Genomic DNA, 21,131 nt, shown 5'->3' on the forward strand with positions numbered 1-21,131 from the left:
AATCTCTGAGGTTGGGCGCTATATTAATGAGAAACGCCAATTTAGTTTGGCGCGCTCATAACCTTTTTTTTGCAAATGCGAAAGGGGGGGCCTTGTCATAAGCCCCCTGCACTCAGGTTCTAGCTCAGAAATATGACAGTCTTTTATACCGGACCCTTATGCCAGACCACGCTTCAAAAGCATGGCGTCCGGGCTTGGCATCTTGCCGCGAAAAGCAAGATAGGCCTCTTCCGGATCGATGGAACCGCCGACGGAATAGATATTGTCTTTCAACTTGCGCGCCATCTCGCCATCGAAGGGATTGCCGGTTTCCTCGAAGGCCGAAAAGGCATCGGCATCCAGAACTTCCGACCACATGTAGGAATAATAGCCTGCCGAATATCCATCGCCGGAGAAAACGTGCTGGAAATGCGGGGTCGCATGCCGCATGACGATAGACTTCGGCATGTTCAGGGTGGAGAGCACCTCACCCTGCACAACCATCGGATCGCTCACGTTTTCCCGCGTGTGGAACGCCATGTCGACAATCGCCGACGAGGTGAATTCCACCGTGCTGAAACCGGCATTGAAGGTCTGCGCGGCCAGAACCTTGTCCAGCAGCGCCTTCGGCATCGGCGCGCCCGTGTCATAATGCAGGGCGTATTTTTCCAGAATTTCCGGCACCGTCAGCCAATGTTCGTAAAGCTGCGACGGCAATTCGACGAAATCGCGCGAGACGCCCGTTCCGGAAACGGAGGGGTAAGTGACATTTGACAACATGCCATGCAGCGCGTGGCCGAATTCGTGAAAAAGCGTGCGGGCATCGTCGAGCGAAAGCAGCGCCGGTTTGCCTTCGGCTGGTTTGGCGAAATTGCAGACATTGTAGATGATCGGAATTTCTCCGACCGTGCCGTTCTTCAAGGGCAGCTTGTGCTGCGACTGGAAGGAGCTCATCCACGCGCCGGAGCGCTTGGAGGGGCGGGCGAAATAATCGCCGAGGAACATGGCCTTCAGACCGCCCTTTTCGTCGCGGATTTCGAAAACCCGCACATCCGGGTGATAGGCGGCGACGCCTTTGACTTCGACCGCCCGAATCCCGAACAGCCGCCCGGCCACATCGAAGCAGGCCTCGATGATCTTTTCGAGCTGGAGATAAGGCTTCAACTCCGCCTCGGAGAAGCTGAATTTCCGTGCCCGCAACTTTTCGGCATAATGCCGCCAGTCCCAGGGCAGCACTTCGTGATTCCTGCCCTCCTCGGCGATGATTGCGGCCAGTTCGGCCTCTTCCTCGCCCGCACGGCGCACGGCCTTTTCCCAGACCTGCCCTAAAAGGCCGTTCACGGCATCCGGCGTCTTCGCCATCGTGTCATCAAGCTTGTAGGCGGCGAAATTCGCGTAACCGAGAAGCTTTGACTTTTCCTCGCGCAGTTCGAGCGTGCGGTGGACGATATCGCGATTGTCGGTCTCGCCGCCATTCTCGCCGCGCGCCACCCAGGCCCTGAAGGCCTGCTCGCGCAGATCGCGGCGTTCGGAAAAGGTCAGGAAAGGCTCGATGATGGAACGGGAAAGGGTGACGGCAAATTTGCCGTCCGCGCCATGCTCACGGGCCGCACCCGCCATCGCGTCGCGCAGGAAACCGGGAATACCGGCAAGTTCCTCTTCCGTGGAAAGCAGAAGCTTCCAGTTCTTTTCATCCGCCAGCACATTCTGCCCGAATTTCGCACCGAGACCCGCAAGCTCCTCATTGATCGCCGCCAAGCGTTCCTGCCGGTCCTTCGGCAGCTTGGCGCCGGAGCGCACGAAACCCTTCCAGTGCCGCTCAAGGACGCGGCTTTCCTCACCCGTCAGCCCAAGCGTTCCGCGCTTTTCCCACAATGTATCGATGCGCTTGAACAACGCTTCGTTCATGCCGATCTTCGAATAGTGCCGCGACAGTTTCGGTGCGATCTCGCGCTCCAGCGCCTGGATCACACCATTGGTATTGGCGCCTGCCCTGTTCCAGAACAGCGCCGAAATGCGCGAAAGATCGTCTCCGGCGATTTCGAGCGCGGTCACGGTGTTTTCGAAGCTCGGGGCCTCAGCATTGCCGGCAATAGCATCGATTTCCTGTTCGTGGGACAGAAGGGCGGCATCGAAGGCCGGAGCGAAATCCTCATCCCTGACCGCATCGAATTTCGGCAGACCATTGTGGCCGTTCCAGTCAACGAGTGCGGGATAAAGCGCGGTCTTGGATGGCATTTCATCTTCCTTGAACGATTCCGGTTTAAGCCCATATGGGCACGCCTCCACCGGCAATTCAATGCCGGACTTTGGTGTAAGGAAGATTGGCTGCGACCTGATTTTTGCTTTTGCCCCAACTGCCGGCACAGACGCCGGATACCGATGGCAGGTGACCTGTGTAAGGGACTTGACCGACGATATGGACCGGGATGTCCGATCTTCTTTGCTTTGGCGTAACAATCGTCGTTTATGTTGCCGACCGTAACGCAATCGAACTGACACATACTTTACTCGATTTTCAACAATATGATTTATGCGCCATTGATTATCGCCGGGATTTTAGTAAGGCTGACTTACGAAAAGGCGAAGCATGGGCACTAAACGCGAAAAAGACTCATTGGCATTTTTACTGAACAGCGGCGCACGCCTGCTGAACAGTGCGTTTGAGCGCCGAATTTCTGAAGCCGGACTGGGCCTGACGCCCGGCGAAGCGCGCGCATTGCTGACGGTTGCCGTCGTTGATGGCAGCAAACAGTCGGATATCGCCGCCCGGCTCGGCATCGAGCCGATGACGATCTGCGCCTATCTCGACAAGCTGCAATCTCTCGATCTCATCGAACGCCAGCAGGACCCGCAGGACAGGCGCTCCAAGCGCATCGTGCTGACAAAAAACTCCACCGACATGCTGGAAGCCGTGCGCCAGGAAATCGATGAACTCGTCCGTCACGCCACGCAGGGCCTGAACGAAGAAGAAGTCGCGCTTTTCCGCAGCTTCCTGCAGACCCTTCGCAACAATCTCCAGCCGGAACAGCCGGGCCAGAGCTGCTGATCGCAATGTCGCCAGAAACGATCATGTCCAGAAAGCGCACGGCCATACTCGGTGCGTTGCTGACGGCGCTGGCGCCGATTTCCATGGCGATCTACACACCGGCCATGCCGGAACTGACGCGGGTTTTCTCCACCACGGAATCCGCCGTCAAACTCAGCCTCTCGCTTTACTTCGCCGGTTTCGCCATCGCCCAGCTGCTCGCCGGCCCGGCATCCGATGCCTTCGGTCGGCGAAAGGCGAGCCTCGTTTTCCTCTCCATCTTTCTGGGCGGCGGACTGCTGGCGATCTTCGCGCCAACAATTGAAGTGCTGCTCTTCGCCCGGCTTGTTCAGGGCATTGGCGCCTCCGTCGGCATGACGGTGGCGCGCGCCATCGTGCGCGATCAATTCACGGGCGCCGAAGCCTCCAGCATCATGAACCTCATTGGTATCATGCTGGCCGTTGGCCCCGCCATGGGCCCTACCATCGGCGGGCTTTCGCTTACGGCTTTCGGGTGGCAATCGGTATTTTTCCTCATGGCCGGCCTCGGGGCCATCGCCATCTTCTCCGTCGTGGTCTTCCTGCGCGAGACGACGAGCCCGGACAAGAACCTGATCCGCCCGCACCGCCTCCTGTCGGCCTATGGGACATTGCTCACCGAGCCGCGTTTTCTTCTGGCCGCACTGGTGCTCGGCGGTTCCATCGGCGCGCTTTATGCGCAGGCGACGATGCTGACCTTCATCCTCATCAACAAGGTCGGCATGACACCCACCGCCTTCGGCATCGGCATGCTGATGCAGACCGGCGCTTATTTCTTCGGCTCCATCGCCCTGCGTTATATCGCACCGCGGCTGGGCGACCGCCGTTCGGTCGTCCTCGGCCTCTGTTTTTCGGGAACAGGCGGTCTCCTTATCCTGCTGTCGGTGTTCCTGATACCGCCATCCTTTCTTTCGATCATGGGACCCGTGGCGGTGGCGACGGTCGGCATCGCCTTATTGACGCCATCCATGGTGACGGCGGCCCTCGCCCCATTCCCACATATTGCCGGCTCGGCATCGGCGATGATGGGGTTCATTCAGATGGGGTCGGGGTTTGCGGGCGGTGCCGCAGCCTCGCTTATCGGTTCGCCGTTGACCGGCTTCGGCATCATCATCCCCGTGATGGAATTCACCGCAATCGCCAGCTATATCGGCTTCCGCATCGTCTCCAGACGAGAGACATGAAAAAACCCGCCGGCGTCGCCGCCAGCGGGGTCTCATTATGTCCATTCCAGCAGAATTACTTGCTGATATTGCGCTTTGCGAGCGTACGAAGACGCAGCGCGTTGAGCTTGATGAAGCCTGCCGCATCCTTCTGGTCATAAGCGCCGTGGTCGTCCTCGAAGGTCACCAGAGCGTCGGAATAGAGCGACTTGGCGCTCTCGCGGCCGGTTACCATGACATTGCCCTTGTAGAGCTTCAGGGTCACTTCGCCTTCCACATGTTCCTGGCTCTTGTCGATCAGCGCCTGCAGCATTTCGCGCTCTGGCGAGAACCAGAAGCCGTAATAGATGAGCTCGGCGTAACGCGGCATCAGCTCGTCCTTGAGGTGGGCTGCACCCCGGTCAAGCGTGATGGATTCGATGGCGCGATGCGCGGCAAGCAGGATGGTGCCGCCGGGCGTCTCGTAAACGCCGCGCGACTTCATGCCGACGAAGCGGTTCTCGACCAGATCGAGGCGACCGATGCCGTTTTCGCGGCCATAGTTGTTCAGCGTCGCAAGAAGCGTCGCCGGCGACATTTCGACGCCGTTGATAGAGCAGGCATCGCCCTTGCGGAAACCGATCTTGATGACGGTTGCCTTGTCGGGCGCGGCTTCCGGGGAAATGGTGCGCATATGCACATATTCCGGTGCTTCCTGCGCCGGATCTTCCAGAACCTTGCCCTCGGAAGAGGAGTGCAGCAGGTTGGCGTCGACCGAGAAAGGCGCCTCGCCCTTCTTGTCCTTGGCAACCGGAATCTGGTGCTGTTCGGCGAAGTTCAAGAGGTCGGTACGGCTCTTGAACGTCCAGTCGCGCCAGGGAGCGATAATCTTGATATCCGGGTTCAGCGCATAGGCCGAAAGCTCGAAACGGACCTGGTCGTTGCCCTTGCCGGTGGCGCCATGGGCGATGGCGTCGGCGCCGGTCTTCTTGGCGATTTCGATCAGGTGCTTGGAAATCAGCGGACGGGCAATGGAGGTGCCGAGCAGATAGACGCCTTCATAAACGGCGTTGGCGCGGAACATCGGGAACACGAAATCACGCACGAACTCTTCGCGGACGTCCTCGATGAAGATTTCCTTGATGCCCAGCATCTCGGCCTTCTTGCGCGCGGGCTCAAGTTCTTCGCCCTGGCCGAGATCGGCGGTGAAGGTCACGACCTCCGCGCCGAGTTCCGTCTGAAGCCATTTCAGGATGATCGAGGTGTCGAGACCGCCGGAATAGGCGAGAACGACTTTCTTAACGTCTTTCGGAAGTGCCATAGTGATGTCCATCTGCATGATGACGGCATTGGGACACCGCCATTTCCTTGGGATTTCGGCACTTTTACAGTGCAACCCGAAATGTGTGAAGCGCTTTTCCGTGAGATAAGCGACAAAACAATTGATGGGCGGGTACGACAGCGGTCGATGACCGGGCGCATCGATGGGAACGAAGCAATTGTCACATGCATTATGAAAATTCGCGCTTTATCATAAGCGGCGCGATCGACTTGAAGACCGTGAATGAAGCCACTCAGGTTCAGGCAACGTTGCAAACCGCTGGAAACAGCCGAAACGACGCGAAGGAGAAACCTATGACGACCATCCACCCCGCATTCAAGGAAGATAATGTCGCTGTCATCACCGGTGCGGCATCCGGCATCGGACTTGCCGCCGCCCGCAAATTCGCCGGTTTCGGCATGAGTGTCGTGCTCGTCGATCTCGACGGCGACAGGCTTGCCGCAGCCCATGCGGATATCCTGGCCGTCGCAAAGGACGGCGAAGCGCAGATCGTCGCCATCCCGACCGACGTCTCGAAACTCGATGAGCTTGAGGCGCTGGAACGCGCCGTCATCCAGCGTTTCGGCCGCGTGCACGTCCTCATGAACAATGCCGGCATCCAGCCCGGCAGCGCCATCTTCGGGCCGCAGGCCAATTGGGAAAAAATCATCAACGTCAATCTGATGGGCGTCGTGAACGGCAGCCGCGTTTTCGGCCAGGGCATGATCGCCCATGGCGAGCCGGCACTCATCATCAATACCGGCTCGAAACAGGGCATCACCACACCTCCCGGCGATCCCGCCTACAACGTCTCGAAATCCGGCGTCAAAACCTTCACGGAAGCGCTTCAGCACGAATTGCGCAATATTCCGAACGGCTCGGTTTCCGCCCATCTGCTGATCCCCGGTTACGTTTTCACCGGCCTCACCGCCCATGGCAGAACGGAAAAGCCGGAGGGCGCATGGACCGGCGAACAGACCGTCGACTTCATGGTCGAAAGCATCGGCCGCGGTGATTTCTACATTCTCTGCCCGGATGGCGAGGTGGACCGCCCGACGGATGAAAAACGCATTCTCTGGGCGGCCTATGACATCGTCCAGAACCGCCCGCCGCTGTCGCGCTGGCACACGGAATATTCCGCCGCCTTCACCAGCTTCCTGAAAAACTGAATGTTCCGGGCCGCCGCGATGTGACCGTTGCGGCGGCCTCTCGCGCCGATGCACTGGCGCTCAAAAACATTGGCAGAAACGCGAAATCGCGTTAAGCACGGCAACCTCCAGATTTACGGGTGCCGCGATGGATTTCGTTCCAGGCCTGCCAACATTGATCGCCTTCACCATCGCCATTCTGCTTCTGGCGGTGACGCCGGGGCCTGACATGACGCTGTGGATCAGCCGCTCGCTGCGCGAGGGCCGGACGGCGGGTTTCATGACGCTTCTGGGAACCAATATCGGCATTACCGTGCACACGATGCTCGTCGCCTTCGGCGTCGCCGCCCTCATCGTCGCTTCGCCGACGGCTTTCATGATCCTGAAGACCGGCGGGGCCGCCTATCTGGTCTGGCTCGCCATTCAGGCGATCCGCAAGGGCTCGGATTTCGTGATGGTGAAAAGCACCGGCGAAAAAGCGCAGTCCTCGCTGAAATCAGCGCTGTTGAACGGCATCTGGGTGAACCTGCTGAACCCGAAGATCATCATCTTTTTCATGACCTTTCTGCCGCAATTCGTCAGCGCATCCGACCCGCATGTAAGCGGCAAGCTGATCTTCCTCGGCATCTGGTCGATCATCGTCGCGCTGCCGATCGGCATCGGCATCGTGATCGCCGCAGATGTTCTTTCAGCCTGGCTGCAACGCAACCGGAAAATTCTGCGCGGACTGGATTATACGATCGCCGGCGTCTTTTCGCTTTTTGCCGTCAAGATTTTCTTCACGCAGGCGCGCTGACGGCAAACAAAAAAGGCGCCTTACGGCGCCTTTTTACAATCAACCGATCAGCAACTCATCATCGTCGAGCTTCTGGCCGCGTATCTTGCGGAACATGTCAATCAGGTCCTCGACCTCGAGATCCTTGCGGCTGTCACCGGAGACGTCGAGCACGATCTCACCGGCATGCAGCATGATCGTGCGAGTGCCATAATCCAGCGCCTGACGCATGGAATGGGTAACCATCAGCGTCGTCAGCTTGCGCTCCGACACGACCTTACGGGTCAGCTCCATCACGAATTCGGCCATGCCGGGATCGAGAGCAGCCGTATGTTCATCGAGCAGCAGCACATCCGAGCCGGACAGTGTCGCCATGACGAGCGAGACCGCCTGCCTCTGGCCACCGGACAGAAGGTCCATACGGTCCTTCAGACGATTTTCCAGCCCGAGATTGAGCGAGGCAATGCGTTCCTTGAAGAAATCCCGACGGCCGCGCCCAAGCGCCGGCAGAAGGCCGCGACGCTCGCCGCGCGAAGCTGCCAGCGCCAGATTTTCCTCAATGGTGAGCGCGCCGCAGCTGCCCGCCAGCGGGTCCTGAAACACCCGCGCCACCCGCCCAGCCCGGCTGGCGGTCGGTTTGCGGGTAACATCGGCGCCACCGATCATCACCTTGCCCGCCGTCGGCAAGACATCGCCCGCCAGAACGCCGAGCAGCGTCGATTTGCCGGCGCCATTGGAACCGATGACGGTGACGAAGGAGCCATCGTCGATGGTGAGGTCGATTTTGGAGAGCGCCTGCTTCTGCAGCGGCGTGCCGCGACCGAAGACAACCTGGATATCGGAAAGGGAAATCACGATGTTGCTCCCCCGCGGCGCAGTCGGGGCAGGATCAATGCGATTGCCACCAATACCGCCGTTACGAAATTGAGATCGGACGCCTTGAGGCCCAGCACATCGCTCGACAGGGCAAGCTGAATGGCGAGACGATAGGCGATGGAGCCGAAAACGCAGCCGATCAGCGCGATCAGAATGCCACGCGCGCCGAACAGCGTTTCGCCGATGATGACGGCGGCAAGGCCGACGACAATGGTGCCGACACCGGAGGTCACATCCGCAAAGCCGTTGGTCTGCGCAAACAGCGCGCCGCCGAGAGCGACCAGCGCATTCGAAAGCGCCATGCCGAGGTAAATCTGGTTGCCGGTCTTCACGCCCTGCGCCCGCGCCATCCGGGCATTGGCACCCGTCGCGCGCATGGCAAGGCCCGCATCGCTTTCAAGAAAACGCCAGACCAGAATGACCGCGATCAGCACCAGCGCGCCGACGAACAGCGGCCGCACCAGATATTCCGACAGGCCGAGGCCGTAAAACGGCGAGATCATCGTATCCTGATTGAGCAGCGCGACATTCGGCTTTCCCATCACGCGCAGATTGACGGAAAACAGCGCGATCATCGTCAGGATCGAGGCAAGCAGGTTGAGGATCTTGAAACGAACGTTGAGCGTCGCGGTCACGATGCCGGCGGCGGCACCGGCCACCATCGCAATCGCCGTCGCAACCCAGGCATTTAGACCGGCGATGATCAGCACGGCAGCCACGGCGGCGCCGAGCGGAAACGAACCGTCCACGGTCAGGTCAGGAAAATCAAGCACCCGGAAAGCGAGATAAACGCCGATCGCCACGAAAGCGAAGACCAGTCCCAGCTCCACGGCACCCCAGAAGGCGATTTGGCTCACGGTAATGTCCTTGTTATTGCCGCCATCAGGCGGAGACGGGCACCATCTCGTGCCACGTAAAACGGGCGGCGAATTTGCCGCCGCCCGTTATTCAGTCTGGTTTCGGTTCAGTCGATGACCTTGGTGGCGCGCTTGGTGATGCTTTCCGGGAAGGTAACGCCAGCTTTTTCGGCGGCCTTCTTGTTGATCACCAGATCAGTGCCGACAGCAACGGTTGCCGGAATATCGCCCGGCTTTTCACCCTTGAGAATGCGGACGACGACGGCGCCGGTCTGCTTGCCAACGTCGAAATAGTTGAAACCGAGGGCGGCAACCGCACCGCGGGCGACGGAATCCGTATCGGCGGCGTAAAGCGGGATCTTGGCTTCGGATGCAACGCCGGCAGCCGCTTCGAAAGCGGAAACGATGGTGTTGTCGGTCGGAACGTAGATCACATCGGCCTTGCCGACCAGTGCGCGGGTTGCGCCCTGCACTTCTGCGGACTTGGTGGCGACGGATTCAACAACCTTGAGACCCGCCTTCTCGGCTTCGGCCTTCAAGAGGGCCAGCGTCGAAACGGAGTTGGCCTCGGCCGAATTGTAGATGAAGCCGATCGACTTGGCGTTCGGCGAGATTTCCTTGATGAGCGCCAGATGTTCGCCAACCGGCAGCATGTCGGAAAGGCCGGTCACGTTGCGGCCGGGCTTTTGCATGTCCTTGACGAGCTGTGCGCCGACCGGATCGGAAACCGCCGTGAAGACGACCGGAATGTCGCGCGTGGCGGCAACGACGGCCTGCGCGGACGGCGTCGAGATCGGCACGATGACGTTGGGCGCATCGCCTACGAACTGGCGGGCGATCTGCGCCGCGGTGCCGGGATTGCCCTGCGCGGACTCATAAAGGAACTTGAGGTTCTCGCCTTCCTTGTAACCAGCCTCGGCAAGCGCGGCCTTGACACCATCACGGGCGGCATCAAGCGCCGGATGTTCAACGATGGCGGTGACGGCGACGGTGACGTTTTCAGCCTTGGCCGGCAGAACGAGGGCGCTCGCGGCAGCGAGAGCCAGAATGAATGCGCGCATGGATATCCTCCTGTTGGTTCCCTGTTTTCGTCTTCTTAGGAACAAGACAGCCCGAAATCAATCGGAGAACCGCTGCAAAACAAGCTTTCAGGCGGCAATTGCGGCTTATTCAGTCATCCGCGCCATGGTTGGCGATCATCATCGCCTCGAAAGCCAACCTTTCGGTCTTGCGCATGCGCTCGGATTCCGACTTCAGCTGGCCGCAGGCAGCGAGAATATCGCGGCCGCGCGGCGTGCGGATCGGCGAAGCATAACCCGCCTGATTGATGAAATCGGCGAACTTCTCGATCTGCGCCCAGTCCGAGCACTGATAGTTCGTGCCCGGCCATGGGTTGAACGGAATGAGGTTGATCTTGGCCGGAACACCCTTCAGAAGCTGCACCAGCATCTTGGCGTCTTCCAGACTGTCATTCACATCCTTCAGCATCACATATTCGAAGGTGATGCGGCGGGCGTTGGAGAGGCCCGGATATTTGCGGCAGGCTTCGATCAGTTCCTTCAGCGGATATTTCTTGTTGATCGGCACCAGCATGTCGCGCAGCTCGTCGCGCACCGCATGCAGCGAAATCGCCAGCATCACGCCGATCTCATCGCCGGTGCGGAAGATTTCCGGCACAACACCCGAGGTGGAGAGCGTGACACGACGCTTGGAGAGCGACAGGCCATCGCCATCGGTGGCAATCAGAAGCGCGGTCTTCACATGCTCGAAATTATAGAGCGGCTCGCCCATGCCCATCATCACGATGTTGGAGACCTTGCGGCCTTCGCTCGGCACATAAGCGCCAACCGGCGTCGAACCATCGGGAAAATCGCCGAGCCGATCACGGGCCAGCAGAAGCTGGGAGAGAATTTCCTCAGCCGTCAGGTTGCGCACGAGGCGCTGGGTGCCGGTGTGACAGAAGGAACAGGTCAGCGAACAGCCCACCTGGCTCGAAATGCACAGCGTGCCGCGACCCTCTTCGGGAATATAAACCGTCTCGATTTCGACCGGACGTCCCGCACCGCGCGGCGGGAACCGCATCAGCCATTTGCGGGTACCGTCATTGGAGATCTGCTCCTCGACGATTTCCGGGCGGGCGATGGTGAAGGCCGCCTTCAGCTTCTCGCGAAGCTCCTTGGCGACATTCGTCATATTGTCGAAATCGGAGACGCCGCGCACATAAAGCCAGTTCCACAACTGGCTGACGCGCATCTTCACCTGCTTCTGCGGCACGCCGATCTCGGCCAGTGCCTCGCCCATGTCCTCACGCGTCAGGCCGATCAGCGACGGCTTGCCGGACATCAGATCGCTATTGGCGATCAGCGGGGTTTTGACTGCCAGGCCGGCAGGGGCTTGCATTACGGACATCACGCTATCCCACCATTCCATGCATCGCACGACCAGCCTGTCGGATAGGCGGAAAATCGTCTGCATGTCGAGAAAATCAAAGGCGGAGCACTTTTCGCGCGTCCGCCTGTCAACGTTGCCGCGCCTTTAGCATCAAACAAGCAAAAACGCAAATGGCCGGTCCATGACCGGCCATTGTCGAATGCGATAAAGCGTCAGGGTTACTTGCAGCTCTCGATCTGCTTGAGAGCCGCCGAAATACCCGACAGCGAATAGGAATAGGAGGTCGCGGTGCCACGGCCGGAAACTGCCTTGACGGTCATCGACTTGCCGCCCTTCATGGCGGCGACGAGTGCCGGTTCTTCAGCAGCGTTTTCAACCCAGGCTGCCTTGTCCTTGGTGAACATGACAAAGTTCTTGTTGTCGATCGTCACATTGACCTTGGAACCCTGCTTCAGCGGATAACCCACCATGGCCTGCGGCTCATAGGAAATGTTCTGGCCCGGACGCTGCGAGACGATGAAGAAGATATCGCCGTGATCGACGCTTGCCGGTTCCTTGGCGGTCGGAATGGAAAGAACGTAGCAGACGGTGCTGTTGCCCGATTTGTACGAATAGGCACCCCATGCATTGAACTGCTGGATGCGCGTGGGCGACTGTGCAGATGCTACGCCGACGCTGGTCAGCAAAATGGCCGCTGCGGTTGCTACACTTCTTACAAACATAGAATTTCCTGCCGGGTTATTGTCTTCCATTGGCCCGAAGCATCGGCGAGCCCAGTTTCTGGATCGGCCACGTTCAGGTGCGGATCGTCTTTTCTCATTGTGGTCGGGAAGCAGTTACCAAACCGTCAACAACACGCATAAAATGCCGGAAACGTCTTGCGGTGTTACAGATTGGCGACTCCCGACGCCCTGAGGAGAAGGGCGCGAAACACCCTTCCTCCGTGTGTATGACACATAAATTCAGGCAAGAATTTGTCGCCCGTCGGGCTCACCCGAACAGCCAGATCACAGAGGCGTTACCCGGCTTCCTGCTGCCGTTTCAGCATGGCGTCAGCCGCCTCGTAATGCTCCATCTTGATATGGGCGCGGATCATGGCGAGCGCCGCCGTGATGACGGCAATATCATCGGTGAATCCGATAACGGCCAGCACATCCGGCACGGCATCCATCGGCATGATGAAATAGGCGAGCGCCGCCAGAATGATACCCTTGGCGCGCAGCGGCGTATCGCGGTCGATCGCGCAATAATAGGCAGCCGCCGCATCGCGTGCGAAAGGCACCTTCGACATCACGCGCTTCAGCTTGGGCCAGAATTTCGCCCGCACCACAGTCTCGCGCTCCTGCTGCCTGTCGGTTTCACCCGGCAGAAGAATTTCACCGATTTTCACATCATCCATGATCGACGGTCCTCCGGTCACGGCTATTATATGGGATTTAAGGTCCGCCATTCAATTGCTTCGGCCCGCAGCCGCCTTTTGCATGGCCTCGGCCAGAAGAAAATCCCGCTCCGTCACACCCTGCGAATCATGGGTGGTAAGGCAGACCTTGACCCGCGAATAGACATTGGACCATTCGGGATGGTGATTGAGCCTTTCCGCGACAAGTGCGGATTCGGCCATGAAACCGAAGGCTTCCGCAAAGCTGGAGAACTTGAAGGAACGGATGATCGCCGCCCCGTCCTCGCGCAGGGACCAGCCCTCGAGTTTCGACAGGGCCTGCCGGATGGCATCCGGCTCGAGTCTGGGATATTTCATGAACTTGCCTCCGCTTGAGACCCATTAACGCTTCAACGACCGGATCGACGCATATTCCATGAAACATACAGCTATTCTTTTTGTCTGCATGGGCAATATCTGCCGTTCACCGCTGGCCGAAGGGGTTTTGAGACACCTTGCCAACGGCGCAGCCATGTCTGCTCAGCTTACCATCGATTCCGCCGGCACCGGCGGCTGGCACGCGGGTGACGCACCCGATCCGCGATCCATTGCCATGGCGCGACGGCATGGCGTCGATATTTCCAGGCAGCGGGCGAGACAGGTCACCCCTGCGGATTTCGAGACCTTCGACCTGATACTCGCCATGGACGAAAACAATCTGGCGAACCTGCAGCAATCGAGCCCGGAAAGACAGCGACACAAGATCCATCTCTTTATGGACTATGCCACTGGCCGTCGCGAGAACGTCCCCGATCCCTATTACGGGGCCGAGGACGGGTTCCTCAAGGTCTACAACATGCTTTTGGCAGGATGCAGATCGTTGCTCGAAAAAATGGAGCTGGACCGCGCCTCGTGAAGCGGAAACGCCTCTTCAACGATATAGGGTCCGCCGCCCACCGATTCCTTCGACGACATCAGCACGAAACGGCCGACCGTGAAGGGCGAGGTGCGGAAGTTGCCGCGTCCGGAAAGATACTGCACCACATCGTCCACGCGGGAGGAGCGCAACCGCGCCAGCGTGACATGCGGCATGAACTTGCGCGGATCGGGCGGGAGACCGATCCTCTGGCAGATCCGCTCGATTTCCGCCTGAAGCGCATGCATTTCCGGCGAGGGAGAAACCCCGGCCCAGATGGAATGCGGTTTCTTGGAACCGAAGGACCCCATACCGGTGAGACTGAGCTGGAATTCCGGCCTTTCGATCCGGTCCAGCCTGTCAACAACCTCATCGGCGGTCCGCCCGTCGATGTCACCGATAAAACGCAGGGTTATGTGATAATTCTCCACATCGATCCACCGGGCTCCCGGCAGACCACCGCGCAACAATGAGAGGCTCATAGCCGCATTGCGCGGAATTTCGAGGGCGGTAAACAGTCTCGGCATGGCGAGCTCCCCGAATCTCTTGGCAGAACAAGCATAGCGAATCACGCAATGCAGGCGGGCGCAAGTGCTTATTTTTTTTGCGCACCGATTGTCGTGATGAAGCTTTCAACAGCCGGCAAAGATTTTTCGACCATCATCGCCACACCCTTCGTATTGGGGTGCATCTTGTCGTCCAGCTTCAGCGCATCATCCGTCACCACGCCGTCCAGAAAGAAGGGATAAAGCGGCAGGTTGTATTTTTCGGCGAGCTTCGGAAAGATCGGATTGAAGCGACTGGCATAATCATCGCCCATATTCGGCGGCGCCATAATGCCGACCAGCAACACGGCTATGTTGCGCTTCTGAAAACCGGAAATGATGGTGTCGAGGTTCTTTTCGGTCTGTTCCGGGGGAATTCCGCGCAGAGCGTCATTGGCGCCGAGTTCCAGGATGACCCCGTCTGTACCATCGGGAACCGACCATTCCGCCCGCGCCAGACCGCCGGAAGAGGTATCGCCGGACACACCGGCATTGGCGATGGCGACGTTGACGCCCTTGCCCTTTAATGCAGCCTCAAGCTGTGCGGTGTAGCTGTCGTTGGGGGGAAGCTGATAGCCGGCCATCAGGCTGTCGCCCAGTCCGACCAGCTGCAATGTCCGCTCCTGAGCCATAACAACAGTTGCGGAAAAGGCGGCGGCAAAAATGACGATGAAGTGAAACAGGGCAGCTTTAAATCTCATCACGGCTTTCCTAACTTGGTTCCCATTGTCTGAAATACCGACCGCATCGACCGCCAGACCGTTTTCATCACCCTATATAGGAACGAGAATTGTGACGAAAAGCATCATAGAGCTGAAGAAAGCTGACCTCACGCTCGGCAATGCCGCCGCCTCCGTTCACGTTCTCAAGAACATCGATCTTTCAATCGGAGAGAGCGAGGCGGTTGGTATCGTCGGCCCCTCCGGATCGGGAAAGTCGACGCTTCTGATGGTGCTTGCCGGTCTCGAGAGGCTCGATAGCGGTGAAATCATCATCGCGGATACGGAACTGCACAAGCTCGGCGAGGACGCGCTGGCGGATTTTCGTGGCCGCAACATCGGCATTGTTTTCCAGTCCTTCCATCTCATCGCCAATATGACGGCGCTGGAAAACGTTGCGGTTCCACTCGAACTGGCAAACACACCCAACCCCTTCGAGATCGCCAGACGCGAGCTCGTCGCCGTCGGTCTCGGCGAACGTCTCAACCACTATCCCGGCCAGCTCTCCGGCGGTGAGCAGCAGCGTGTCGCCATCGCCCGCGCGCTTGCCCCCTCACCGGCCGTGCTGATTGCTGATGAACCGACCGGCAATCTCGATACCGATACCGGCAGGCAGATCGCCGATCTTCTCTTTGCCAAACAGGCCGAACGCGGCATGACGATGATCCTCGTCACCCACGATCCGTCGCTTGCCGCCCGGTGCTCGCGCCAGATCAAGGTCCGCTCCGGCGAGATAGAGGGCGACAGCGCCACCTCCCATATGGCGCGGGCGGTGTCGGCATGAGCGGATCCATTATCCCGTCTCTTGCCAATATCAGAAACGCCGCAAGGCTCGCCCGGCGCGAAATTCGCGGCGGGTTACGCGGCTTTTACATTTTCCTCGCCTGCATCGCGCTTGGAACCGGCGCCATCGCCGCCGTCAATTCCGTCTCGCGCGCGGTGACCAGCGCCATCGCCACGGAAGGTCAGTCCATATTGGCGGGCGATGTGCGTTTCGAACTGCGCAACAGGGAAGCGACACAGGAAGAGCGGGCCTATCTCGACAGCCTCGGAACCGTCGCGGTTTCCACCGGGCTGCGCTCCATGGCGCGCCTCGCCGACGGGTCCGAACAGACCCTGACGGAAGTGAAGGCTATCGATGGCGCTTACCCGCTCTATGGCACCTTCGTTGCCGAGCCGAACCGACCGCTGAATGAGCTTCTGGCCGGGAACGTCGACACCTACGGCGCCATTGCCGCGCCGCTTCTGCTGGAACGGCTCGGCACCAAGGTCGGCGATGAAATCCTGCTCGGCAATGTCAAGCTGAAACTGACCGGCACGGTGGTCGACGAGCCGGATGCTCTCTCCGACGGTTTCGGTTTTGCTCCACGACTGATGGTCAGCCGCGACGCCCTTTTCGCCTCGGGTCTCGTTCAGAACGGCAGTCTGGTCGAGCATGCCTACAAGATCAGGCTGAACGATCCTTCGGCACGGTCAACGATGACCGATTCGGCCAACAAGGCCTTTCCCGATGCCGGCTGGTCCATCCGCACCAGTGACCGGGCGGCCCCATCGCTCACCGAAAACGTCAATCGCTTCTCGCAATTCCTGACGCTGGTGGGCCTCACCGCCCTCATCGTCGGCGGTGTCGGCGTTGCCAATGCCGTTCGCGCGTTTCTGGATTCCAAGCGCACCACCATCGCCTCGTTGAAATGCTTAGGCGCACCGGCCTCGGTGGTCACCATGACCTATCTTTTCCAGATCGCCTTCATTGCCGCCGTTGGCATTGTCATCGGCCTCGTGGTCGGCGCCATCGCGCCTCTCATCGCCATGCGGTTTCTGGAGGGCGTGTTGCCCGTGCCGGAGGAGCTTGCCTTCTATCCCGGCGCACTCGGTCTCGCCGCCCTGTTCGGCCTCCTGACAACGCTCGCTTTCGCCATCGTGCCGCTTGGCCAGGCGCGCGAAGTGCCGGCAACGGCGCTTTTCCGCGAACAGGGTTTCGAGGAGGGAAGCTGGCCATCCTGGCCCTATCTGGCCGCAACCGGCCTGCTGCTGGCAGCGCTCGCCGCGCTGGCCATCCTTTCGGCGGAAGACCGCTTCATCGCCTCGGTCTTCCTTGCCGCCATCGCTTTTGCCTTCGTGGTGCTGAGGCTCGTTGCCTCCGGCGTGAAGGCTATCGCCAAGCGTAGTCCGCGCGTTCATTCGGCTGCGCTCAGGCTGGCGATCGGCAATATTCACCGGTCGGGCGCGCTCACCCCGTCTGTCGTCCTTTCGCTCGGCCTCGGCCTGACCCTGCTCGTGACGCTCACGCTGATAGACGGCAATCTGCGCCGCGAACTGACGGACAGCCTGCCGGACCGCGCACCGAATTTCTTCTTCGTGGATATTCAGGGCAGCGAACTTCAGGGCTTCCGCGATCTTCTGAAGCGGGAAGCGCCGGAAGGCGCGCTGACCGAAGTGCCGATGCTGCGCGGCCGCATCCTGGCGCTCAACGGCGAGGATGTCACGAAAATGGAGGTGCCTCCAGCCGGACGCTGGGTGCTGCGCGGCGACCGGGGTATCACCTATTCGCAGGATATTCCCGAAAACGCGACTCTCACAGAAGGAAGCTGGTGGGGACCGGACTATAGCGGCGAGCCGCTGGTCTCCTTCGCGGCCGAGGAAGCCGGGGAACTGGGTCTCAAGATTGGCGACACGGTGACCGTCAACGTGCTCGGCCGCAGCATAACGGCAAGGATCGCCAATCTGCGCAATGTCGAATGGGAATCCCTGTCGATCAATTTCGTCATGGTGTTTTCGCCAAACACCTTCCGCGGCGCGCCGCATGCGTGGTTGGCGACACTCGCCGACCCCTCCGCAACCGCCGCCGACGAAGGCCGCATATTGCGCGCTGTCACCAACGCCTTTCCGACGATCACCAGCGTGCGCGTGAAGGATGCGCTCGACGTCGTCAACCGGCTTGTCGGCCAGCTCGCCACCGCCATTCGCGCCGCCGCCGCCGTCGCCCTCATCGCCTCCGTCCTGGTTCTCGCCGGCGCTCTTGCCGCCGGAAACCGCGCCCGCACCCATGACGCGGTCATCCTGAAAACGCTGGGCGGCACACGAAACCTGCTCATCCGCGCCTTCTCCTACGAATATATGATGCTAGGCCTCGCCACCGCCGTCTTCGCACTTTTCGCCGGCGGCGTCTCCGCATGGTTCGTGATCGCCCGCATCATGAAGCTGCCCTCCAGCTTCCTGCCGGATGTGGCGATCGGAACGCTCGTCATCGCCCTCGTCATGACGGTGGGCATCGGCCTCATCGGCACATGGCGGATTCTCGGGCAGAAGGCAGCCCCGGTTCTCCGGCAGGCCGGTGAATGATCGTCGGTTGTGCACCGCTTAACTTTAACGATTAATTCTTTGTAATGATCGCCAAAACGTGAGCGCTTTTCGCGCATATGGTGTCTTTTCAGCTGGAAAAGGCCTTGTATAGAACACGTTCTGCCATCATATTCTTGATCAGGCTTGCTGAAGCTCCGCAGCGGCGCCCGGGAGGTATCCCGACACCGTAGCAATCACGGAGCTCAAAAGAGGAAACAATGGCTGACTTCAATAACTACCAGAATCGCATGGCGCAGACGCGTGCACAGTCTGGTGCGATGATCGATGAAGGTCTTCGCGCCTATATGCTCAAGGTTTATAACCTGATGGCGCTGGCTCTGGTCATCACCGGCGTTGCAGCGTTCGGCACCTATACGCTTGCCGCTTCCAATCCGGCTGTCCAGCAGCTGCTTTTCGCGTCGCCGCTTCGTTGGGTCGTGATGCTCGCTCCGCTGGCACTGGTCTTCTTCCTTAGCTTCCGCATCCAGAACATGAGCGTTTCCGCTGCGCAGACGACGTTCTGGGTTTACGCCGCGCTGATGGGTGTTTCGCTCTCCTCGATCTTCCTGGTCTACACCGGCCAGAGCATCGTGCAGACCTTCTTCGTGACCGCGGCCTCGTTCGGTGCGCTCTCGCTTTACGGTTACACGACCAAGAAAGACCTGTCTGGCATGGGTTCGTTCTTGATCATGGGCCTGTTCGGTCTGATCATCGCTTCGATCGTCAACATCTTCCTTGCGTCCTCCGCGCTGCAGTTCGCGATTTCCGCGATTGGCGTGCTGATCTTCGCAGGCCTGACCGCCTACGACACCCAGAAGATCAAGGAAATGTATTTCGATGCTGACGATGTTGCCGTCGCTGGCCGTAAGGCCATCATGGGCGCACTGACGCTCTACCTCGACTTCATCAACCTCTTCACCTTCCTCCTGCAGTTTCTCGGAAACCGCGACGACTAAGGTTAAGGGTTCGATTGCCAGACATATGAAAGGCGGCCCTTCGGCCGCCTTTTTATTCGGAAAGATTCTTTAGCCCTATCCGCCAGAGGCGGGCAGTCCGCTTTTGCGAAAGCTCACTCGATGAGCTTCAAAACCTTGTCGAAGACCTTCAGAACCTGCGGCAACTCATGTCCTCGCTTGAGAATGCGGCCATCCGTATTCACCACGCAGTAGGCTCCCTGTTTCGCAGCCAGCTTGGGGTTTTTCTCGATCCTGAAAAGCGGCATTTCACCTGAACGCTTGAACACGGAAAATACCGCCTTTTCCTTGAGGTGATCGATGGCGTAGTCACGCCATTCACCCTCTCCCACCATGCGGCCATAGATGCGCAGGATCGCATCCAGCTCGCGGCGGTGAAAGGTGACCGGCAAAGGGTCCTTGTTCTTTTTATATTCGCGGAGATCGATAACGGTGGAATTGTCACGTGAAGCGGTCTGCACCTGCTGCACATCCGGTTGATCGGTCATCCAATACCTCCGATTCCACCCAAATCATCCATGCAGTGTGAGCCTGAGAGGGCGAAATTGCAAGTCTTTGCACCGGCATGGCGGATAGGGCAGGGAATTCCGGGAAAGGTTCAACAAGCGTTCGATGCGCAGAGTAACCGGAAGACGTCAGCGCAGAATTGCGCCCGCCGATTCTCCGACGAGCGCTGCCAACGGCAAAAGCAGGGGTTAAAAATGGTAACCATTTAGGCAGCCATTTTCGCATGGGCTGCCGTATTTCGGTCAAACCATGGCCCGAATTGGGTGGAATAGTCCTATTGTCAATTGATGCCTAGGCACCAAGATGACCCGGTCCGGTGCATTGACCCTTTACCCCCAGCCCCCAATGCCCGGACCGGATCTTCCATCGCCCGACAGGCGATCAGGGGTTTTCATTTCCAAGCAGGATACTTGCGCCGACGATTGCCGCGGGATCGCCGCCGGCATTGGCCGTCTGCAACAGCACGGCGCAGCCGCCCTTTTTCACCTTGGCCACCACGCTCGCCGGAAGCTTCACCGTCATCGGCGAACCATCCCACATGCCGACCGTCTGCACATCATAGACGCTGTGCCAGTAGGACATTTTTTTCCCCTGGTTTTCGCCCTTTTGCACATCCACGGTCTGCTCTCGCGTGAAATAGGCGACGACGACATCGGCCTTGCCGCTGCCGGCGCCAATATCGATCTCCACCTCATCACCGGCAAATTTCGACGAGACCGGCACGTTCAGTCCCTTGCCCTCGCGCTTGAACGCATCCAGCCTGTCATAGATGCCGCGAACATCGGCACCCTTGACGTGGTCGCGTCCGTTCAGAATGGCCTGCGGCGTATAGACCCCGTTGCGGCCGAGCGCGCGCATGTAACCATATTGCCGGTCGGTATTTTCCTTAGACGCCAGCGAATCCGTCCAGCCGAGATAGTTCCAGTAATCGACATGGTAGGAAAGACCGACGACATCGCCCTTCTGGATCATCTTGCGCAGGGCTTCATCGGCCGGCGGGCAGGATGAGCATCCCTGCGACGTGAACAATTCGACGACGCCCTTCACGGCCTCCTGCGCCTGCGCGGAGGTGACGAGGAACGTGCCGAGAAGACATATCGACAGGGGGAATTTCAGCGGCATTACAAAAACCTTTGTCCGGAAGAGATCCAGACGAATTGATGCGATCAATCCTGCCGGGATGCAAACCGGAAA

22 protein-coding genes are annotated in these 21,131 nt (G+C 59.3%); 9 read left to right on the top strand and 13 right to left on the bottom strand.

Features of this window, described 5'->3' with window-relative positions:
- Positions 1–156: 156 nt before the first annotated feature.
- The gene (locus RAC79_RS05200) at positions 157–2,217 is read right to left on the bottom strand and encodes a M3 family metallopeptidase (RefSeq protein WP_142844377.1); all 2,061 of its coding nucleotides are present in this window, start codon (positions 2,215–2,217) and stop codon (positions 157–159) included.
- Between the two features lie 191 nt (positions 2,218–2,408).
- Here RAC79_RS05200 and RAC79_RS05205 point away from each other — a divergent pair, with 191 nt between their 5' ends.
- From RAC79_RS05205 to RAC79_RS05215, 3 genes are read left to right on the top strand one after another with little or no spacing between them, the layout of a single operon-like run.
- Complete coding sequence (locus RAC79_RS05205) at positions 2,409–2,612, top strand: hypothetical protein (protein ID WP_142844378.1); 204 nt, start codon at positions 2,409–2,411, stop codon at positions 2,610–2,612.
- A complete protein-coding gene (locus tag RAC79_RS05210; protein ID WP_020813564.1) occupies positions 2,570–3,028 on the top strand; it encodes a MarR family winged helix-turn-helix transcriptional regulator in 459 nt (152 codons plus the stop codon). Before RAC79_RS05205 ends, RAC79_RS05210 begins: the two co-directional genes overlap by 43 nt.
- Before the next feature lie 5 nt (positions 3,029–3,033).
- The gene (locus RAC79_RS05215; RefSeq protein WP_185740759.1) at positions 3,034–4,230 is read left to right on the top strand and encodes a multidrug effflux MFS transporter; all 1,197 of its coding nucleotides are present in this window, start codon (positions 3,034–3,036) and stop codon (positions 4,228–4,230) included.
- Positions 4,231–4,285: 55 nt separating this feature from the next.
- On the opposite strand, the gene RAC79_RS05220 is transcribed toward RAC79_RS05215, so the two are convergent.
- Positions 4,286–5,509 (bottom strand): argininosuccinate synthase, encoded by a 1,224-nt coding sequence (locus RAC79_RS05220; RefSeq protein WP_125145327.1) that lies wholly within the window; start codon positions 5,507–5,509, stop codon positions 4,286–4,288.
- A gap of 314 nt (positions 5,510–5,823) precedes the next feature.
- On the opposite strand from RAC79_RS05220, the gene RAC79_RS05225 reads away from it, so the two are divergent.
- Positions 5,824–6,678, top strand: coding sequence for an SDR family NAD(P)-dependent oxidoreductase (locus RAC79_RS05225; protein ID WP_078052459.1), 855 nt, complete (start codon positions 5,824–5,826; stop codon positions 6,676–6,678).
- A gap of 127 nt (positions 6,679–6,805) precedes the next feature.
- A complete protein-coding gene (locus tag RAC79_RS05230; protein WP_374996942.1) occupies positions 6,806–7,453 on the top strand; it encodes a LysE family translocator in 648 nt (215 codons plus the stop codon).
- A 39-nt stretch (positions 7,454–7,492) separates the two neighbouring features.
- Here the strand turns inward: RAC79_RS05230 and RAC79_RS05235 are convergent, their stop codons facing one another.
- From RAC79_RS05235 to RAC79_RS05265, 7 genes are all read right to left on the bottom strand, one after another.
- Entirely contained in the window at positions 7,493–8,287 is a 795-nt protein-coding gene (locus RAC79_RS05235; RefSeq protein WP_065656934.1) for an ABC transporter ATP-binding protein, read from the bottom strand.
- Positions 8,284–9,165: an ABC transporter permease gene (locus tag RAC79_RS05240; RefSeq protein ID WP_003505036.1), complete on the bottom strand. Its 882-nt coding sequence runs from the start codon at positions 9,163–9,165 to the stop codon at positions 8,284–8,286. Before RAC79_RS05240 ends, RAC79_RS05235 begins: the two co-directional genes overlap by 4 nt.
- Positions 9,166–9,272: 107 nt before the next feature.
- Positions 9,273–10,226, bottom strand: coding sequence for an ABC transporter substrate-binding protein (locus tag RAC79_RS05245; protein WP_003523186.1), 954 nt, complete (start codon positions 10,224–10,226; stop codon positions 9,273–9,275).
- Positions 10,227–10,335: 109 nt separating this feature from the next.
- Positions 10,336–11,508, bottom strand: a complete 1,173-nt coding sequence (gene rlmN / locus RAC79_RS05250; protein WP_078052458.1) for a 23S rRNA (adenine(2503)-C(2))-methyltransferase RlmN — start codon at positions 11,506–11,508, stop codon at positions 10,336–10,338.
- Positions 11,509–11,774: 266 nt separating this feature from the next.
- Positions 11,775–12,278 carry an invasion associated locus B family protein gene (locus tag RAC79_RS05255; RefSeq protein WP_003523183.1) on the bottom strand — a complete coding sequence of 168 codons (504 nt, stop codon included), beginning with the start codon at positions 12,276–12,278 and terminating at the stop codon, positions 11,775–11,777.
- 296 nt (positions 12,279–12,574) lie between these two features.
- Positions 12,575–12,955 carry a YkvA family protein gene (locus RAC79_RS05260; protein ID WP_003523181.1) on the bottom strand — a complete coding sequence of 127 codons (381 nt, stop codon included), beginning with the start codon at positions 12,953–12,955 and terminating at the stop codon, positions 12,575–12,577.
- Positions 12,956–13,006: 51 nt separating this feature from the next.
- Complete coding sequence (locus tag RAC79_RS05265) at positions 13,007–13,312, bottom strand: 4a-hydroxytetrahydrobiopterin dehydratase (RefSeq protein ID WP_111834650.1); 306 nt, start codon at positions 13,310–13,312, stop codon at positions 13,007–13,009.
- A 58-nt stretch (positions 13,313–13,370) separates the two neighbouring features.
- Here RAC79_RS05265 and RAC79_RS05270 point away from each other — a divergent pair, with 58 nt between their 5' ends.
- Positions 13,371–13,850 (top strand): low molecular weight protein-tyrosine-phosphatase, encoded by a 480-nt coding sequence (locus tag RAC79_RS05270; protein WP_174039720.1) that lies wholly within the window; start codon positions 13,371–13,373, stop codon positions 13,848–13,850.
- Here the strand turns inward: RAC79_RS05270 and thpR are convergent.
- Positions 13,784–14,377 carry an RNA 2',3'-cyclic phosphodiesterase gene (thpR, locus tag RAC79_RS05275; protein ID WP_003523177.1) on the bottom strand — a complete coding sequence of 198 codons (594 nt, stop codon included), beginning with the start codon at positions 14,375–14,377 and terminating at the stop codon, positions 13,784–13,786. The two genes, RAC79_RS05270 and thpR, sit on opposite strands and share 67 nt — an antisense overlap.
- 68 nt (positions 14,378–14,445) lie before the next feature.
- Positions 14,446–15,096, bottom strand: coding sequence for an arylesterase (locus tag RAC79_RS05280; RefSeq protein WP_059759878.1), 651 nt, complete (start codon positions 15,094–15,096; stop codon positions 14,446–14,448).
- A gap of 91 nt (positions 15,097–15,187) precedes the next feature.
- On the opposite strand from RAC79_RS05280, the gene RAC79_RS05285 reads away from it, so the two are divergent.
- From RAC79_RS05285 to RAC79_RS05295, 3 genes are all read left to right on the top strand, one after another.
- Positions 15,188–15,898 (top strand): ABC transporter ATP-binding protein, encoded by a 711-nt coding sequence (locus RAC79_RS05285; protein ID WP_035263238.1) that lies wholly within the window; start codon positions 15,188–15,190, stop codon positions 15,896–15,898.
- Positions 15,895–18,456 carry an ABC transporter permease gene (locus tag RAC79_RS05290; protein ID WP_174039721.1) on the top strand — a complete coding sequence of 854 codons (2,562 nt, stop codon included), beginning with the start codon at positions 15,895–15,897 and terminating at the stop codon, positions 18,454–18,456. Before RAC79_RS05285 ends, RAC79_RS05290 begins: the two co-directional genes overlap by 4 nt.
- Before the next feature lie 218 nt (positions 18,457–18,674).
- Complete coding sequence (locus tag RAC79_RS05295) at positions 18,675–19,412, top strand: Bax inhibitor-1/YccA family protein (protein WP_125145330.1); 738 nt, start codon at positions 18,675–18,677, stop codon at positions 19,410–19,412.
- A gap of 113 nt (positions 19,413–19,525) precedes the next feature.
- Here RAC79_RS05295 and RAC79_RS05300 read toward each other — a convergent pair whose 3' ends face one another.
- Both RAC79_RS05300 and RAC79_RS05305 read right to left on the bottom strand, forming a co-directional pair.
- A complete protein-coding gene (locus RAC79_RS05300; RefSeq protein ID WP_003523170.1) occupies positions 19,526–19,918 on the bottom strand; it encodes a DUF2794 domain-containing protein in 393 nt (130 codons plus the stop codon).
- A gap of 400 nt (positions 19,919–20,318) precedes the next feature.
- Positions 20,319–21,059, bottom strand: coding sequence for a thioredoxin family protein (locus RAC79_RS05305; protein WP_003523168.1), 741 nt, complete (start codon positions 21,057–21,059; stop codon positions 20,319–20,321).
- Positions 21,060–21,131 lie beyond the last annotated feature (72 nt).

Source organism: Agrobacterium sp. LR_9, from assembly GCF_041954855.1.
GTDB lineage: Bacteria > Pseudomonadota > Alphaproteobacteria > Rhizobiales > Rhizobiaceae > Agrobacterium > Agrobacterium leguminum.

What these genes read in the sequence shown, in the direction of transcription:
- RAC79_RS05200 (WP_142844377.1), bottom strand. Translation starts at nt 2,217, where the DNA reads ATGCCATCCAAGACCGCGCTTTATCCCGCACTCGTTGACTGGAACGGC.
- RAC79_RS05205 (WP_142844378.1), top strand. Translation starts at nt 2,409, where the DNA reads ATGTCCGATCTTCTTTGCTTTGGCGTAACAATCGTCGTTTATGTTGCC.
- RAC79_RS05210 (WP_020813564.1), top strand. Translation starts at nt 2,570, where the DNA reads ATGGGCACTAAACGCGAAAAAGACTCATTGGCATTTTTACTGAACAGC.
- RAC79_RS05215 (WP_185740759.1), top strand. Translation starts at nt 3,034, where the DNA reads ATGTCGCCAGAAACGATCATGTCCAGAAAGCGCACGGCCATACTCGGT.
- RAC79_RS05220 (WP_125145327.1), bottom strand. Translation starts at nt 5,509, where the DNA reads ATGGCACTTCCGAAAGACGTTAAGAAAGTCGTTCTCGCCTATTCCGGC.
- RAC79_RS05225 (WP_078052459.1), top strand. Translation starts at nt 5,824, where the DNA reads ATGACGACCATCCACCCCGCATTCAAGGAAGATAATGTCGCTGTCATC.
- RAC79_RS05230 (WP_374996942.1), top strand. Translation starts at nt 6,806, where the DNA reads ATGGATTTCGTTCCAGGCCTGCCAACATTGATCGCCTTCACCATCGCC.
- RAC79_RS05245 (WP_003523186.1), bottom strand. Translation starts at nt 10,226, where the DNA reads ATGCGCGCATTCATTCTGGCTCTCGCTGCCGCGAGCGCCCTCGTTCTG.
- rlmN (WP_078052458.1), bottom strand. Translation starts at nt 11,508, where the DNA reads ATGTCCGGCAAGCCGTCGCTGATCGGCCTGACGCGTGAGGACATGGGC.
- RAC79_RS05255 (WP_003523183.1), bottom strand. Translation starts at nt 12,278, where the DNA reads ATGTTTGTAAGAAGTGTAGCAACCGCAGCGGCCATTTTGCTGACCAGC.
- RAC79_RS05260 (WP_003523181.1), bottom strand. Translation starts at nt 12,955, where the DNA reads ATGGATGATGTGAAAATCGGTGAAATTCTTCTGCCGGGTGAAACCGAC.
- RAC79_RS05265 (WP_111834650.1), bottom strand. Translation starts at nt 13,312, where the DNA reads ATGAAATATCCCAGACTCGAGCCGGATGCCATCCGGCAGGCCCTGTCG.
- RAC79_RS05270 (WP_174039720.1), top strand. Translation starts at nt 13,371, where the DNA reads ATGAAACATACAGCTATTCTTTTTGTCTGCATGGGCAATATCTGCCGT.
- thpR (WP_003523177.1), bottom strand. Translation starts at nt 14,377, where the DNA reads ATGCCGAGACTGTTTACCGCCCTCGAAATTCCGCGCAATGCGGCTATG.
- RAC79_RS05280 (WP_059759878.1), bottom strand. Translation starts at nt 15,096, where the DNA reads ATGAGATTTAAAGCTGCCCTGTTTCACTTCATCGTCATTTTTGCCGCC.
- RAC79_RS05290 (WP_174039721.1), top strand. Translation starts at nt 15,895, where the DNA reads ATGAGCGGATCCATTATCCCGTCTCTTGCCAATATCAGAAACGCCGCA.
- RAC79_RS05295 (WP_125145330.1), top strand. Translation starts at nt 18,675, where the DNA reads ATGGCTGACTTCAATAACTACCAGAATCGCATGGCGCAGACGCGTGCA.
- RAC79_RS05300 (WP_003523170.1), bottom strand. Translation starts at nt 19,918, where the DNA reads ATGACCGATCAACCGGATGTGCAGCAGGTGCAGACCGCTTCACGTGAC.
- RAC79_RS05305 (WP_003523168.1), bottom strand. Translation starts at nt 21,059, where the DNA reads ATGCCGCTGAAATTCCCCCTGTCGATATGTCTTCTCGGCACGTTCCTC.